Below are 15565 nucleotides of genomic sequence, written 5' to 3' on the forward strand. Positions count from 1 at the left end.
TCCCCGGGGCCCTTCCCGTGCCACCGTGCCCGTGCCCGTGCCGGGCGCCGGGCGTCAGGCGTCAGGCGTCAGGTGAGGAGCGGTTCGAAGTCCCAGTAGGGGCGGACGCGGGAGCGCGCGCTGACGGTGTGGACGTGCTGCGAGCCGAGGGTGGTGATGAGTCCTGACAGGGCCTCCTCCTCCACCTTGTCGGCCTCGTCGCGCTGCCGCAGACCCCGCAGGTCGGTGGCGAGCGCGACCTGCGCGGACAGGTGGAGCGGATGGCCGCCGCCGAGGATCGCGGCGGCGCGGCGCGCCGTGTCGCGGCTCAGATCGACGGCGCCCTCGACGTCGCCCTCCAGGTTGCGGCCCGCCGAGGCGTTGAGCGCGACGCCCAGGGTCCACGGGTGGTCGGGGCCGAGGGCGGCCGTGATGTCGGCGAGGCACTCCTCGTTGAGCAGCAGCGACTGCTGCCGCTCCCCCGCCGCGCGCAGGACCAGCGCGTGGTTGACGGTCGTGCCGATCGTGTACGGGTGCTCGGGCCCGAGGGTGCTGAGGTAGTGCTCCATGACGCGCTCGCCGATGGCGCGGGCCTGGTCGAGGTTGCCGTGCGCGCGCTGGACGAACGCGTAGCACGTCGCGATCTGCTGCGTGAGCGGGGACAGGTCGCCCACGACGCGTTCCGAGCGCTCCAGCAGGTCGCCGAGGCGGGCGTGGGCGCCGCCGCGGTCGCCGCCGCGAAGGAGGCACAGGGCGAGGTTGAGTTCGGCCATGAGCGTCTGCGGGTTGTCGGCGCCCATCACGTCGCGGTGGACGAGGACGCTCTGCTCCTGGATCGAGTGGGCCTCGCCGTAGCGGCCGAGGAGGCGCAGGTCGTAGGCGTACATGATCTCGGAGTTGAGCGACCAGGTGTGGCGGAAGCCGAGGAGTTCGCGGCGGGCCTGGAGGTTGACGCCGTCGGCCCTGGCCGCCTCGTCGTAGCGGCCGAGGAGGCGCAGGGAGACGGCGACGTTGTTGCGCGCGTTCATGGTGCGCGGGTCGTTGTCGCCGACGAGGGCGCGGTAGCCGTCCAGGACCTCGCGGCTCACGTCGAGCGACTCGTCGTAGCGGGCGAGGCCGCGCAGGTCGGCGCTGAGCCCTTCCCGCGCGCGCAGGACGGAGAGGCTGTCGGGGCCGTGGTGTCTGCCCAGGTGCTCGATGACGGCGCGGTCGATGCGTTCGGTGCGCCGGTAGGCGCCGGTGGCGCGCAGCAGGGTGGCGTACTCGGAGTTCAGCTCCCAGCTGAGGGGGTGGTCGGGGCCGAGGACCTCGCGCCACGCCTGTTCGGTCTTCTCCGCGAGCTGGATGCCGATGGTGTACTCGCCCGCGAGGTACAGGTACGAGAGGCAGTTGAAGATCAGCTGGTGCATGCTCGGGTGCGTGCTGCGCAGGGCGCCCGACGCGTCGAGGTGCGGCACGATCTTCGCGAAGCGCGACCAGCGGCGGGTGTCGGCGGCGCGCTGCGGGTCGGCGGCGGTCAGCGCGCGACGTACGCCCCGGGAGAACATCTCCTGGTCGGCCTTGGACATCCCGGCGCGCACGGTCTGCTGCACCATGCGGTGCAGGTGGATGGTGCCCGCCTCGGGCTCGGTCTGCTGCTCGGGGACCTCCCAGCGCACCACCGAGTACTGGACGAGCTTGGTGATGGCCGCGTTCCAGCGCAGCGGGTCGTCCATGAGGCCGGTGAGGCGCTCGGGCAGGTCGCCCACGGGGATGCCGCGCACGAGCTGGGCGGGGATGGCGCCCGGCGCGAAGAAGGCGCACAGGCGCAGCAGGTCCACGGCCTCGGGGACGGTCTCGCGCAGCCGGTTGAGCAGTATCGAGAAGGCCGTGTAGTACGTCATGGGGAAGTCGGCGGCGACCCGCAGGCCGACCTCCAGGTCGGAGCCGCTGTTGAGCAGGTCCACGTAGTCGGCGACCGACATGGCGGCGTCGCTGAGCCAGCCCGCGGTCTGGTCGAGGGCGAGGGGCAGGTCGCCGAGCGCGTCGGCGAGGAGGTCGGCCTCCTCGGGGGAGATGCGGGGCGCGCGGCGGCGGATGAAGGCGACGGACTCCTCGCGGTCGTAGCTGTTGACCGCGTGCAGCAGGGTGTTGTGGTCCTCCCACTGCCGGTCCTGCGAGGTGATGATGACGTGCCCGGGGCCGCCCGGCACGAGGTCGGCGATGGGGCCCGGGTCGTCGGCGCCGTCGAGGACGATCAGCCAGCGGCGGTGCGGCTCGCCGCGGCGCAGGGCGTTGCCGACGGCGCGGAGCCGTTCGCCGTACTCGGGGCCCGTCGTCAGGCCGAGGGCGGGCGCCAGTTCGGCGAGGCGCTGGCGCAGCGTGCCGCGCTGGTCGGCGGGGACCCACCAGACGAGGTCGTACTCGGTGCCGAAGCGGTGGACGTACTCGGCGGCGATCTGCGTCTTGCCGACGCCCGACATGCCCCACAGGGTGATGACGCCCGCGCCCGGCTCGGCGCGCTGGAGGGCGGTGTAGATCGTCTGCATGGTGTGTTCGCGGCCGGTGAAGCGGACGTTGCGCCGGGGCACGCCGCCCCAGATGTGCGGCTGTTCGTACGGGAAGCGGGGGCTGCGGCGCCCGCCGAGTGTCGGCTGGGCCTCCCTGGGGGCGGGGCCGAGGGCGCGGACGAGGCGGCGTTCCGCCTCGCGGGCGCCGGTGCCCCACAGTTCGACGACGCCGCCGAAGGCGGTGGTGGCGACGGGCATCGTCTCGGCCGAGACCGAGACGGCGGCGAACCGGTGGGCGTGCGGGGCGACGACGGCGCGCAGGGCGGTGTTCCACTCCTCGTCGGAGCGGGGGCCGAGCTTGAAGTACCAGTCGCTGAGGACGACGAGGACGCGCCCCTCCAGGTACAGGAGGTCGTGCAGGGCCTCGGCGAGCGGGACGTCCACCGGCGGGTCCCAGCGCTGGACGGCGACCTCGAAGCCGTGCCGCTCCAGCCTGTCGCGCATCCACGCGGCCCAGGGGCGGTTGAAGCCCGCGAAGCTGATGGTGATCCGCTGGTCAGGGCTGCGCACTGGGCTCTCCTTCGCGGTCGCTCGACCGTCCTCGCCGTCTTCTTCGTACAGCGGCACTTCACTCTCCCCCGAGATGTGGTGACGCGGCCGGTCCCGCGCCGGTCGTACGACGGGCCGTCAGTTCCCCTCCCTGGGAACATACACCCCGGGTACGTCAGGTAACCGTTCGTCGTGGGTGCTGGCGGAGCCAGTGGGTGCGGGCGGTCTCGACGTACGCCGCGGCGCGCACGAGGTGGCCGCGTGGCGGGGCCGGGTCGCGCAGTTGTTCGTGCCGTTCGGCGAGGGCTGCGACGAAGACGCGGCCCGCGTCGGTGAGTCGGCGGCTGCCGCGCAGGACGGGCAGGACGGCGCCGACCTGCGCGTGGCAGCGGGCGTGCGCGGCCCAGGCGTGGTCGCGTCCTGCGGGTTCTTCGAGGGCCAGGGCCAGGCGCTGCCAGAACCCGGCGAGGGCGAGGTGGGCGTAGGCGCCGTGCAGGAAGCCGTTGAAGGGCCGGGGGTCGGGGCGCCAGGGGGCCCAGTAGTCGGGGGCGTCGCCCGCCGTGTGGAGGGTGACGAGGTCGCTGAGCGCGCAGAGTTTGGCGTGCTGGAGTTCGTGGGCGAGACCGGCGGCGAGGTCGGCGGCCGTGGGGGGTGTGCTGGCGAGTACCGCGCCGAACGCGCTGGGGCTGGTGCCGCTGGAGTGGGAGGCGCCGACGGTGGTCCCGAGGCCCGTGGACGGGCCCGTGAGGGGCACGATGCAGTCCAGGAGGGCGAGTTCGGCGGAGCGGGCGTCGCCGCCGTGGCCGAGGAGCGGCAGCGCGTCGTGCCACAGCGCGCCCCAGTGGGCGCGTTCGGCGGGGGTGAGCGGCCCGCGCCGCCCGGCGAGGCGCCCGTGGTCGAGGTCGTCCAGGAGGACGGGGCGCGGGCCGCCGTGCAGGGTGTGCGGGGGCAGCCAGCGCGGGTCGTCGGAGAGCCAGGCGCCGGTGGCGTCGCGCAGGATCTCGGCGGTGGGCCCGCCGGGGGCGCGCAGCAGGAGGCGGCCGGTGGCTGCGGTGAGGGTGACGGCGGTGCCGTCGGGCGCGGGGCAGCGCAGGGCGCCGAGGGTGGGCAGGGTGACGCGGGCGTCGTGCACGGTGAGGCCGGTGGAGAAGGACAGGTCGGCGTGGGCGGCGGCGGCCGTGGCCAGGGAGCCGAGGTGGGCGATGTCGCGGGCGGCGCTGGCGCCGTCGCCCGGTGCGGTGGCGGCGCCTGGCTGGAGCCACTTGACGCAGCGTTCGGCCCAGGGGCCGGTGAGGGAGTAGAACAGGACGCGGCGGGCGGCGTCGGGGGCGGCGCGTTCCGCGTTCTCCAGCAGGTCGGCGTGGTGGCGGGCCAGGGCGGCGGCGGGTCCTGGCGTGGCGTCCGCGGTGTCGATGGCGTCGAGCAGGACGCGCAGCAGGAGCAGGCGGCGTGTGTGCTGTCCTGCGGTGAGGAGGGCGAGGGTCGGGCCCGTGCCCTCGGTGGCGCCGAGGGCGGCGATGTCGCTCACGGTCGGCGTGGTCTGGGTGCTCATACGGCGGCTCGGTGGAGTTCGGTGGCGATGTGGCCGATGACGCGCTGGAGATCGGCGCAGTACACGGACGGGTTGCGGAATGCCTCCGGGGTGCGGTCGGGCCCGTCGTGGCCGTCTGCGGCGCGGTAGCGGTGGGCGTAGTGTCCCCCGCCGCAGACGTCGAGGACGGGGCAGCGCAGGCAGGTGTCGGACAGGGCGTCGGTGCCGGACTGCCGGGTGGCGACGCCCGGGTGGTCGAGGGCGGCGTCGAAGGGGTGGTGGAAGACGTCCAGGCCGGTGGCCGCGGCGCCCTCGTAGGCGCTCTTGAGTGAGTCCACCTGCTCGATGCCGCCGTCGGTCTCGACGACGACGGCGGTGAACGGCTGGAGGCCCATGCTCTCGGTGGCGGCGGGCAGTCCGAGGAGCAGGGCGATGCACTCCTCGAAGAACCGGACGCGGGTACGGCGGCGGTCGGCGTTCCACCACAGGTCGAAGACGGCGCAGAGCCAGTCGCCGTAGGGCGTGGGCGAGGCGGGGGGCGCGGGCAGGCCGGGGGGCGGGTGCGTCCAGTTGCCGTGCGGGAGGAGGAAATCGACGGCGGGCGGCGCGAGGGCGAGCAGGGAGCCGTACACCTCGGCGGGGTCGGTGGCCGCGTCCACGACGCACAGCGCCCCGGCCCACGAGCCCCGGTGGCGGTCGTCGGCCAGCAGGCGGGCGGCCCGTTCGATGCCGGGCCAGGCGGGCCGTCCGGCGTGGTCCACGCGCTGCGCGTTGTGGGCGGCGAGGCCGCCGTCGAGGCTGAGGCCCACGGTGATGCCGTGCCCGGTGAGCGCAGTCAGCTTCTCCTCGGTGAGCAGGACGCCGTTGGTCTGCACGGTGGCGAGGACGGCGCAGCCCTCGGGCACGCGCGCGCGGACGTCGCGGACGAAGGCGCCGAGGACGTCAGGGTCCGTCAGCAGCGGCTCGCCGCCGTGCAGCACGACGGACAGGACGGGCAGGCCGTGGGCGGCGGCGTGTTCGGCGATCCGCTCGGCGGTACGGGTGAGGGTGGCGGGGCGTGCGGTGACGGGCTGCCGACGCCAGCCGCTGTCGGCGGCGAAGTACATGTAGCAGTAGCGGCAGGCGAGGTTGCAGCGGCTGTTCACCTTCACGATGAACTGCTGGAACGGCACCGCTCCCGGCGGGCGGCCGGGCGCGTGCCGGGTCGCCTCGGCCCTTGCGCGCACGCTGTGCTGCTCCCCCTGTCGCTCGACCCGCGCGTCTCGCGGCGCGCGACGCACTCCGTCGGAGAGGTGTCCGGTACGGACGTCGGGTAAACGGCGGTCATCACCTCCTGTCCGTATGAGGCGCGCGGCGGTCCTGAAACGTTCGGGTGCGGGGGCGCGTGGGGCGCGTGCGGCGGACGGGGAGCCGCTCAGGCGTTCAGCATCGACTGGTTGAACGAGCTGAACTGGTTGAAGCCCCAGAGCCCTTCACGTTCCTTGAGCACGCGCTCCCGCAGGTCGTGCAGCACCTCGCTCAGCACCGGGTGGTCGAGTCGGCGCAGCTCGGTCAGGCTCAGGTCGAGCAGGTCGGGCAGCGGCTCGCTGTCCCCCGCGCTGGCGGTCCCGTTCGCCGTGTGCTGAGGGCGGGTCGTCATGGATGTCCTCCCTGGGCGGTGACGCAGCGGAGAATGCCCGCGCCGCGCGCGGGGGAAACCACGGCGGACGGCGGCGGCGGAGCACCGCGGGCACGCGGGGAGGCACGACGCGCGCGTACGGGCGCGGAGGGCGGCGGCCCTACCGGCCGCTGCGCAGCGCGGCGAGCCGCGTCCGCGTCGGCTCGCCGTCCACCGCGCCGTCCGGCAGCCTGCGCCACTGGACCAGGGCCTCGCTGTACGCGTCCGCCGCGGCCAGCGGGCGGCGCGCGGCCTCCGAGACCATGCCCCGCTGGTGCAGCGCGAGCGCGGCGAGCCGCACGGCGTCCCGCGCGACGCCCGCCGCAGGTACTCCCCCCGGCGCCGCGAACTCACCGCCGGGGCCGTCGCCTTGGCCGTGCTGGAGCGCCTCGGACGCGGCTCTGCGGTACGCGTCCGCCGCGTGGTCGAGCCGCTCCGGCCTGCGCGTGTGCCGGTAGGCGCGGCGGTGGGTCTCGCCCAGCTCGAACCAGGCGCGCGCCCGCTCGTACGGCGTCCGCGCGTGGTGCACCGCCCGGGTGAACAGGTGCTCGGCCTCCCGCAGATCGACCAGGTCCTCGGTGACGCGGTACCTGACCGTCAGGGCGCGGCCCAGCGTCAGGAGCCGGTAGGACAGCCGGGGGTGGCTGCCCGGCGTCTCCATGCGGCAGTCCCGCAGGACGCGGACGGCCCGCGAGATGAACGGGTCGCCGTCCGGCAGCCCGGCCCGGCGCAGCAGGACGTCGCCCCACTCCTCGATGAGGTCGCTGTAGTCGGCGCGGTCACGGGAGACGGCGCGGCCCGCCTCGGCGAACCGGTCGGCGGCCTCCTCAAGTTCACGCGGCGGGCCGCCGTCGTCGAAGCGCCTGACGGCGAGCCGGGCGGCCCGGATCAGGCAGGCGGCGCGCAGTCCCGGGTCCTCGCTGAGCCGCTGCGCCTGGGCGATGGGGTCGGCGGCGTCGGGCCAGGCGTCGTCGGTCAGGAGCAGCGCGTCCACGAGGTCGAGGAGGGCGGCGACGCGCTCGCCCGACGGCGCGTGCTCCGCCTCAAGCGCCCAACTGCCGCGCCGCAGCGACCCGGCGGCCTGCCCGGCGTACACCTCGGCGCGCTCGGTGCCGTGCGCGGCGCCCGCCAGCCGCAGCAGCGCGCGGCCGTGGGCCAGCGGCAGGCCGCTCGGCTGCCGCTCGCCGCGCGGCCAGGCGTCGGCCACGGCCTCGACCGTGCCGACGCTCTCCTGGAGCAGCGCGGTGTCGCCGCCGAGCCGCCACTGCTCCTCAAGCACCTGGACCCGCTCCAGGGTGACGGCGAGGGCGGCGTCGCGTTCCAGTCCCGGCGTCGCGCAGACGGCGGCGAACTCGCGGTCGGCGCGCTGCCACAGGTCCAGGGCGGCGGCGGTGTCACCGGCCGCGCGGCGCTCGCTCGCCGTCGCGTGCAGGACGCGGGCGAGGGCGGTGCGGGCGCGGACGGAGCCGGGGAACGCCGCGGCCGTCGCGGCGGCGGTCCTGGCCTCGGCCAGCAGTTCCCCGTCGCGCTGGACGCGCCACAGGCGCAGGAGTTGCTCCGCCAGCTCGCTCCACAGCTCGGGCTCGGTGCCGCCCCCGGCGGCGCGCTGCGCCTCGGTGGCCTGCCGCAGGACGCGTACGGCGTCGAGCTGGTGCTGGACCTTCCCCTCGGCGGTGAAGCGGTCGGCGAGGTCGCGGGCCTCGCGGACGGCGGCCAGCGGCGGCGGGCCAGGCGTGCCGGGGGCGGGCGCGTGCTGGGGCGGCTGCGGCAGGAAGCGGCGCAGGACGCGCGCGGCCACCTCGGCGAACGGCTGGGCGAGCTGCTGTTCGGCCGACGGGTCGGGCAGCCGCCGGGCCGGGGGCGTGGTCGGCCCGGCGGCGACGCGGTCGCCGCCGCTGAGCTGCGCGAGCGCCAGGGCGGGGAAGTTGGGGCCGCTCCTGCCGAGCCGCTGCTCGACCCAGGCGGAGCAGTGCTTGAGGACGAGCAGGGCCTCGTCGTGGCCGAGGTCGGCGAGCAGTTCGTCGTGCACACCGTCGGCGAACGCGTACCACCGGCCGTCGCCGCTGCCGGGGCGGCGGCGCACCAGGCCGCCGAGCAGGACCTCGGAGAGTTCCGCAGGGCCGGAGTCGGGCAGCATCGTGCGCTGGACGAGCTGCATCACGGGCAGGAACAGCGGCGCCGCCGCCAGGTAGACGGCCAGCTGCCCGGCGCCCGGGGACGCCGTCGCGCGGAAGCGGGCGACCATCGCGGCGGCCGTGCGCGGGAGCCCGGTGACGCGGCGGGCCGGGGCGGGCGGCTGGTCGGGCCTTACCCATCCGACGGCGGCGCGGGTGGAACCTGCGGAGACGCCGGACAGCAGCCCGGCCCACGCGCCCAGCGCCGCCGGGACGGGCGGGAGCACGGGGATGGGCAGCGCGCCGGGCGGCACGGGCAGGGGGTAGCCGACGTCGTCGGCCGTGAAGCGGACCCGGGCCGCCGCCGTCTGGCCCTCGTCGCGCTGCAACGTCCCGGCGGACGCGGGGAGCCGAGTGCGGGCCCACATCCGCTGCGGGAGCGGCTGGACGACGGCGACCGGCGCGTGGCGGGCCAGCCCGTGCAGCAGCCGGTGGGCGGCGCCGCTGCGCCACAGCGGGCCGGTGCAGTCGCTGACGACGACGGTGAGGCGCCGTCCCGTGGGGTCCTGGAGCTGCCGGGCGGGCCGCAGCACGGCGTCGCCCGGGTCGAAGCGGCGGCTTATGGCCGGGGCGCCGTCGGGCGACTGGTGCAGGTAGTGCACCTGGAGGTCGCGGAAGGCGCCGAGCCGGGTGAACACCTCGGCCAGCTCGCCCAGCATGCTCTGCCAGATCCGCATGGCGGGCGCGGCGTCCATGAGCAGTTGCAGTTCGGTGTGGCCCCGGGGCTCCTCGTGGAAGGCGGGGATGAGGAGGCCACCGGCGCGGGCGGTGCTTTCCACGGTCTTTCGTTCGTCCAGGTCGGGGGCGGCGAGGCGGCGCGGTGGGCGGCCGGGGGGCCGGTAGCGCTGGAGGGGGCGCAGGGCGCGTTCGAGGCCGAGGGGTGCGGGCAGGGTGCGGGCGGCGGGGATGCCGACGGGCACGCCGCGCGCGGGGGGCGCGGCGCTCTCGTGGGTGTCGGCGCCGGAGGGGGACGCGTACAGGGCGAAGGACTGGTCCGCGGGGGACACCGGGCCCTGGGGATCCCGGGTGGATCCGGCGACGGGGTGGTGGCCGTTGGGTGACGGCCGGGGGCCCGGCAGGGTGGGCACGGCGTCGGGGGGACCGGCGGGCACGCCGGAGGGGCCGGGGCCGCGGGCGTCCCCCTGGGCGTCGGGGGCGGGCGTGCTGGGGCCCCAGTACTGGGCGAGCCAGAGCGCGTCGGCGACCCCGACCCAGTCCGGGTCGAGGCGGGCGTCCCGCAGGACGCCGATGAGGGCGGCAAGGGGGGCGCCGCCCGCCGCGCCGGGGGTGTCCGGCGAGCCGGGTGGTGTGCCTGTCGCGTCCGATCCGTCCGGCATCGCGGCCTACCTCGGCCGGTCCAGGCGCTGGATGAGCATGTCCGCGAGCCGGTCCCTGGTGGGGAGTTCGGCGTGGTGGGTCAGGTATATGGCGTTGAGGAGCTGGTCCGTGGCGAGCTGTTCGGTGCGCGAGCGTTCGAGGAAACGCGTGATCAGGTCCTCGCCGACGCGCGCCAGTTCGTCCCCCAGATGGGCGCGGACGACGGTGGCCAGCCGCTCGTGGTCGGGGCGGGAGATCTCCAGGTGGATGCAGCGGCGCAGCAGCGGCGCCGGGAAGTCGCGCTCCCCGTTGCTCGTGAGGACGACGAACGGGAACGCGTGGCAGCGGATGCGGCCGTCCCGCACGGTCACCTTGGCGCCGTCGTCGGTCAGCACCTCGACCTCGGGCTCGCGCTCGGCGATGCGCTCCAGCTCGGGGATGGCGAACTCGCCCTCCTCCAGGACGTTCAGCAGGTCGTTCGGCAGGTCGATGTCGCTCTTGTCCAGCTCGTCGATGAGCAGGACGCGCGGCGTCGCGGTGGGCAGCAGCGCGGTGCCCAGCGGGCCGAGCCGCACGTAGCTGCCGATCCCGCCGGGCACGACGGGCTGCGGCGCACCGGCCGCCCTGCTCCCTGCGGCGATCTGCGTGTCCTGGAGACGGGCGAGGGCGTCGTAGCGGTAGAGGCCGTCGTCCAGCGTCGTGCGGCTGACGACGGGCCAGTGCAGCACGCGGCCGAGGCCCAGCTCGTACGCGACGGCGTGGGCGAGCGTGCTCTTGCCCGTGCCGGGACTGCCGGTGACCAGCAGGGGGCGGCGCAGGTAGAGCGCGGCGTTGATGATCTCCAGCTCCTCCGCGCTGGGCCGGTGCATCTCGGCCAGGTGGCGGTAGGCGCCGAGGCGGCGGGTGGAGGCGCTGTCGGTGCCGGGCCCCGGCGCGACGAGCGGACGGCCGTCGAAGTCGCGCCACGGCGGCGGCCCCGGCAGCGAGCGGATGCCGTCGTGCGGTTCGCCCGCGCCGCGGTAGATCAGCCACTCGCGTCCGGCCGGGAGGCCGGTGCCGCCCGCCGGGTGCGGGTCGCGGTCGGGCTCAGAAACTGCCACAGCGTGCTCCTCGTCGTCGTTGCCTCGTCGCGGCGCCGGGTCGGGCCGTGGTCACGGCGTCTCCAGGGGGTCGCCCACCCCGGGGAGGTTCTGGTCGGGATCGGCGTACAGCAGGGCCAGGCCGCGCGACCAGTCGGCCTCCGGGCCTCCCGCCGCCGACGCGGCGCGCAGCGACCGCAGTTCGCCGGGCAGCGCTCCCGCGTGCCCCGCGCCGGACACGGCGCGGACGACCCCGCCGTGGAATCCGTCGCAGTCCTGGTCCCGGTCCGGGAAGTCGCGGCGCCACAAGATGACGTTGTACCCACCGGCCATCACTCGATGCAGTGCGCCCGGCTCCCCGCCGGTGGTCGGCGTGCGGCACAGCACGGGCAGGGTGCCGACGTCGAGGCCCGACAGGGCGGCGGGAGTGGTGAGGGGGCGCGGCAGCCCGTCCGCGCAGTCGAGGACGCCCGCGTCCACAGGACCGGCGTGCAGCCGGTCCCAGCGGAAACGGCGCAGCTCCGCCGACTCGTCGGAGTCCTCGGCCTCGGGCACCAGGTCGGTGCTGCGGACCACCACGGGCCGCTGCTCGCCGAGCGTCGGGCCGCCCGGCACCAGCCGCCAGGCGTCCACGGGGAAGCCGAGGAGGGAGTACGGCAGCGCGACCTGGAGCCGTACGGGCCGCTCGGGCTCGTCGCCCCTGCGGAACGCCTCGGCGAGCGCGCCGCGCAGCCGCTCGGACGGCTCGCCCGGCCCGGCCGCGCCGCACTCCTCGTCCACCGGGATCAGCTCGCCGTTGATCCGCGCGGCGCACACGCGCCAGTCGTAGCTGCCGAACTCCCAGGGGTTCGGGGTGATCTCCAGCAGGGTGTACGCCTCGGGCACGGCGGCGCGCGGGCGGGGCGGTGCGGGCGCCAGGGCCGTCACGGGGTACAGCAAGTCGCTGCCGGGGCCGGCGCCGCCGCCGTCGAGGAGGATGTCGAGGCCCGCCGCCCCGTCCGCGAGGGCGCTCGCGTAGTGCGGGGTGCGCGGCGGGGGCAGGACGCCGGGTTCGCCGCGTGCGGCGCGGGCGCGCAGCCGCGTGGACTGCTCGGAGCGCAGGGTCGCGCGGAACCAGCGGGACAGCTCGGGCGAGCCGGACGCCGTGGCGTGGGCCCAGGCGGTGAGCGCCTCCTCGGCCCCGGCGGCGGCCGGGTAGGGGCGGTCGGCGGTCGCGGCGTGGACGGCGTACCGCAGCAGGGCCTGGAGCTCGTTCAGGCCCTGGCCGGGGTCGTAGAGCATGCCGAGGCCGTCGCGCCAGCCGCGGGGGGCGGGCAGGGGCTTCTTGTACCGCCGGTCGTGCGGGATGTCGTGCGCCTCGGGGTGGAGCATGGCGCTGACGATGCGGTCGAGCGCGGCGGTGGAGACGGGGGGCGGCAGTTCGGCCAGCAGCCCGAGCAGTTCGGCGCGGCTGCCGGGGCTGAGGGCGCGGTCGGCGGTGGCGGGCAGGCGGCTCTGGGCGTCGGTCCAGGTGACGTCGGGCGCGTCGGCGTCGCGGTGGCGTCCGGCGTGGTGGCGGTCGTGCGCGTGCAGGACGCGCTGGTAGAGGTCGTCGCGCTCGGCGGTGACGGGCCCGTCGGGCAGCGGCACGCCGCGCAGCCGGATGACGGACGTCGCCAGGCCGCCGTCACGGCGCGGGCGGCGCGCCTTGAGCACGCCGATGACCTCGCCGCGCTCCAGGTCCACGACCGGGCCGCCGGAGAGGCCGTGCGGGATCTCGTCCTCGTCGCCCAGCTTCATCAGGCCGCCGCCGCCCATCTCGCCGCGGATGGTGCAGCGTCCGCTGACCGGCTCGACGCGTCCGGTGGCCCGGGTGTCGGCGCAGCCGAAGAACGCGACCTCCTTGCTGGTGAAGACGCGGGCGGTCCGCTCGGTGAGCCAGACGCAGTCGTGCTCGACCGGGTCGAGGAGCCGGACGAGGGCCAGGTCGGGCGCGTCCCAGGACCCGTCGGGCCCCGGCTCGTGCGGCTGGGCCCACTCGACCCGGCCGCGGACGGGCCGTTCCAGGTCGCCGAACGTCAGGCCCACCTCGCGTACTCCTCCCTCGGCACCGCCCTCGTAGAGGGCCACATGGGCGCAGGTGAGCACCCAGCCCGGGGCGACGAAGAAGCCACTGCCCCACGGGAGCGCCTCCCGCGTGCCTGCGGCATACCCGCCGGGAGGGGACTGGATGCGTACGGTGGCGGCCTCGGCGAGCGGCGCCAGGTACTCGAAGGGGTCCGTCGTCGTCACGCGCGCGCCCCCTGTGGTGTCGTGTGTCCGATCCGTACGCCGTGCCCCGCCGCGTGCCGGGCGCGGGCGGGACGAGCGCGCTGATGGGCCGTCATACGAGTGTGCCAGGACGGCGGCCCCGCCGGGGCCGGAACGGGGTGTCCGGCCGCCGGTGACGACGCGTCGCGGGCGGGCGCGGGCGTGGGCCCGCCGCAGGCTCCGGCCACCATCCGATCCCCTCCGCCGCCGCTTCGCCGCACGGGTTGTCCGCCACTACCGACCGTTGCCTATCCTGGCCCTTTCCTCCCCGCCCTGTCCCGAATCCTGACCGGAGAGCCTCGTGTACTTCACCGATCGCGGCATCGAAGAACTCGCCCAGCGGCGGGGTGAGGAGGAGGTGAGCCTCGGCTGGCTGGCCGACCAGCTGCGGGTCTTCGTCGATCTGCACCCGGACTTCGAGGTCCCGGTGGAACGGCTCGCGACCTGGCTGGCCCGGCTCGACGACGAGGACGACGAGGACTGACCCGCCGGTTCCGCGCCCGCGCGCCGCGTCGTCGTCGGCGGCGGGTCGCGACACCCTTGCGCTTACGCGATATATCGTGTCTCATGGAGACGCGATATAGCCGTGCCGTGCCGCCGGTGGGCCGAGGGGTCCCGGCGGTCAGATGGGGGGAGACCCGTGGCGACGAAAACCAGCTGGTCCGTCGGGGAGGCCCGCACGCTCGACTTCGACGACGAGCCCGTCGAGGAGCTGTACGTCGGGCTCGTCGGCGGGACGGTCAACGTCGTGGGCACCGCGGAGCCCACGTCCCGGGTCGAGGTGTCCCAGGTGCAGGGCCCGCCCCTGACCGTGCGGCGCAAGGGGCGTCGGCTGACCGTCACGTACGACGACCTGTCCTGGAAGGGCTTCCTCGGGCAGCGCCCGCGCGTCGGGCACCGCTCCGCCGTCGTCTCCGTCTCGGTGCCCGCCGCCTGCCGCGTGAGCCTGGGCGTCGTGAACGCGGGCGCGGTCGTCGGCGGTGTTGCGGGGGCGACGGAGGTCCGCGCGGTCACCGGCGACACGACGCTCGTCAACCTCACCGGCTCCGTGCTCGCGCAGACCGTCGCAGGTGACCTGGACGTCCAGGGCCTGCGCGGCGACCTGCGGTTCACCACGGCGGCGGGCGGCCTCACCGTCCTGGACGGCGGCGGCGCCGTGGCCGCCGAGTCGGTGAGCGGCGACATGGTGATCGACCTGGCGCCCTCGGCCGTCCGCGCCGACATCCGGCTGAAGTCGGTCTCGGGCGAGCTGGCGCTGCGGCTGCCGGACGGCTTCGGCGCCGAGGTGGCGGTCGAGTCGGTGGTGGGCGCGGTCTCCAGCGCGTTCGGCGAGCTGTCGGCCCGCGGCTGGGGCCCGGGGCGCCGCCTGTCCGGCACGCTGGGCCCGGGCGGCGGCAGCGTCCGCTGCACCACCGTGTCCGGCCCCGTCGCCCTGCTGCGCAGGCCGCCCACCCCCCACGAGACGGCCGGTGCCACCTCCTTCGCGAAGGACATCTGACATGCCCCCAGTCTTCGGCCACGGCCGACTCCGCCTGTACCTGCTGAAACTCCTCGCCGAGGCGCCGCGCCACGGCTACGAGGTGATCCGGCTGCTGGAAGAGCGTTTCCAGGGGCTGTACGCGCCCTCGGCCGGGACCGTCTACCCGCGGCTGGCCAAGCTGGAGGCGGAGGGGCTCGTCCGGCACACCGAGGAGGGGGGCAGGAAGGTCTACACGCTGACCGACGAGGGCCGCCGCGAACTCGGCGACCGCGAGGCGGAGCTGACGGAGCTGGAGCGCGAGATCCACGACTCGCTCGCCGCGCTCGCCGCCGAGATCCGCGAGGACGTCAGCGGCTCGGTCCGCGACCTGCGCCAGGAGATCCGGGAGGCGACGGCGGCGGCTGCCAGGGACGGCGCGGCCGGGTGGCCGGGCGGTCCGGGCCGCACCGGCGGCGACCGCGGGAGCGGGCGCGCCGAGCGGGACGCCGGGCGGAGGCGGGCGCGCGGCGAGTGGCAGGAGGCGGGCGAGGCCGCCGCGCGGCAGTTCGAGGAGGCCGCCAGGCGGGTGCGCGAACGCGTGCAGCCGCACGCCCAGGCAGGTGACTGGCGCACCGGCGACTGGCAGAGCGTCCTGCGGGAGAGCCTCGGCGGGCTCGGGCAGGGCATCGGCGGCTGGAGCCGTCCGCGCGAGGAACCGGCCACGCCGTGGGCCCCCGGCCGGGGCGAGCCGGAGCCTGAGCACGCCTCCGAGGCGGCCGGGGAGCCGGTGGACAACCCGGCGCGGGAGCTGGAACGGCTCCTCGACCGGTTCCGCGACGAGGTGCGGGACGCCGCCCGCGACCACGGCGTGGACCAGGACCAGCTGCGCGCCGCCCGCCGCCACCTCTCCTCGACGGCCGCGCACCTGGTCGCGCTGCTGGTCGTGCCCGAGGACTGACGCCCCGAGGACCGACGGCCGCCGGGCACCGATGAGTTCCGGCGCACCGGCGGGTCTCCCCTCCCGACGGCATACGAACACCAG

10 protein-coding genes are annotated in these 15565 nt (G+C 76.0%); 3 read left to right on the forward strand and 7 right to left on the reverse strand.

Features of this window, described 5'->3' with window-relative positions; all coding sequences use genetic code 11:
• Positions 1 to 68: 68 nt before the first annotated feature.
• From fxsT to IF27_RS31775, 7 genes are all read right to left on the reverse strand, one after another.
• The gene (gene fxsT / locus IF27_RS05710) at positions 69 to 3038 is read right to left on the reverse strand and encodes an FxSxx-COOH system tetratricopeptide repeat protein (protein ID WP_052848245.1); all 2970 of its coding nucleotides are present in this window, start codon (positions 3036 to 3038) and stop codon (positions 69 to 71) included.
• Between the two features lie 154 nt (positions 3039 to 3192).
• Complete coding sequence (locus tag IF27_RS05715; protein ID WP_052848246.1) at positions 3193 to 4569, reverse strand: aKG-HExxH-type peptide beta-hydroxylase; 1377 nt, start codon at positions 4567 to 4569, stop codon at positions 3193 to 3195.
• Entirely contained in the window at positions 4566 to 5774 is a 1209-nt protein-coding gene (locus IF27_RS05720) for an FxsB family cyclophane-forming radical SAM/SPASM peptide maturase (protein ID WP_223290929.1), read from the reverse strand. Before IF27_RS05720 ends, IF27_RS05715 begins: the two co-directional genes overlap by 4 nt.
• 188 nt (positions 5775 to 5962) lie before the next feature.
• Positions 5963 to 6187 carry an FxSxx-COOH cyclophane-containing RiPP peptide gene (gene fxsA, locus IF27_RS05725; RefSeq protein ID WP_052848248.1) on the reverse strand — a complete coding sequence of 75 codons (225 nt, stop codon included), beginning with the start codon at positions 6185 to 6187 and terminating at the stop codon, positions 5963 to 5965.
• A gap of 139 nt (positions 6188 to 6326) precedes the next feature.
• On the reverse strand, positions 6327 to 9716 hold the full coding sequence (locus IF27_RS05730; protein ID WP_110945574.1) for an SAV_2336 N-terminal domain-related protein: 3390 nt from the start codon (positions 9714 to 9716) through the stop codon (positions 6327 to 6329).
• Positions 9717 to 9722: 6 nt separating this feature from the next.
• A complete protein-coding gene (locus IF27_RS05735) occupies positions 9723 to 10724 on the reverse strand; it encodes an AAA family ATPase (protein WP_052848445.1) in 1002 nt (333 codons plus the stop codon).
• 123 nt (positions 10725 to 10847) lie between these two features.
• Positions 10848 to 13046, reverse strand: a complete 2199-nt coding sequence (locus tag IF27_RS31775) for a VMAP-C domain-containing protein (RefSeq protein WP_052848249.1) — start codon at positions 13044 to 13046, stop codon at positions 10848 to 10850.
• A 319-nt stretch (positions 13047 to 13365) separates the two neighbouring features.
• Between IF27_RS31775 and IF27_RS05745 the strand changes: the two genes are divergently transcribed.
• The 3 genes from IF27_RS05745 to IF27_RS05755 all read left to right on the forward strand — a co-directional run bounded on the left by IF27_RS05745 (position 13366) and on the right by IF27_RS05755 (position 15481).
• A complete protein-coding gene (locus IF27_RS05745; RefSeq protein WP_052848250.1) occupies positions 13366 to 13548 on the forward strand; it encodes a DUF6104 family protein in 183 nt (60 codons plus the stop codon).
• 156 nt (positions 13549 to 13704) lie between these two features.
• Complete coding sequence (locus tag IF27_RS05750; protein WP_052848251.1) at positions 13705 to 14562, forward strand: DUF4097 family beta strand repeat-containing protein; 858 nt, start codon at positions 13705 to 13707, stop codon at positions 14560 to 14562.
• Position 14563: 1 nt separating this feature from the next.
• Positions 14564 to 15481, forward strand: coding sequence for a PadR family transcriptional regulator (locus IF27_RS05755; RefSeq protein WP_052848252.1), 918 nt, complete (start codon positions 14564 to 14566; stop codon positions 15479 to 15481).
• The last annotated feature ends 84 nt before the right edge of the window (positions 15482 to 15565 follow it).

It is taken from the genome of Streptomyces avicenniae, assembly GCF_000719135.1.
Taxonomy (GTDB): Bacteria; Actinomycetota; Actinomycetes; order Streptomycetales; family Streptomycetaceae; genus Streptomyces; species Streptomyces avicenniae.

What these genes read in the sequence shown, in the direction of transcription:
- fxsA (WP_052848248.1), bottom strand. Translation starts at nt 6,187, where the DNA reads ATGACGACCCGCCCTCAGCACACGGCGAACGGGACCGCCAGCGCGGGG.
- IF27_RS05715 (WP_052848246.1), bottom strand. Translation starts at nt 4,569, where the DNA reads ATGAGCACCCAGACCACGCCGACCGTGAGCGACATCGCCGCCCTCGGC.
- IF27_RS05730 (WP_110945574.1), bottom strand. Translation starts at nt 9,716, where the DNA reads ATGCCGGACGGATCGGACGCGACAGGCACACCACCCGGCTCGCCGGAC.
- IF27_RS05755 (WP_052848252.1), top strand. Translation starts at nt 14,564, where the DNA reads ATGCCCCCAGTCTTCGGCCACGGCCGACTCCGCCTGTACCTGCTGAAA.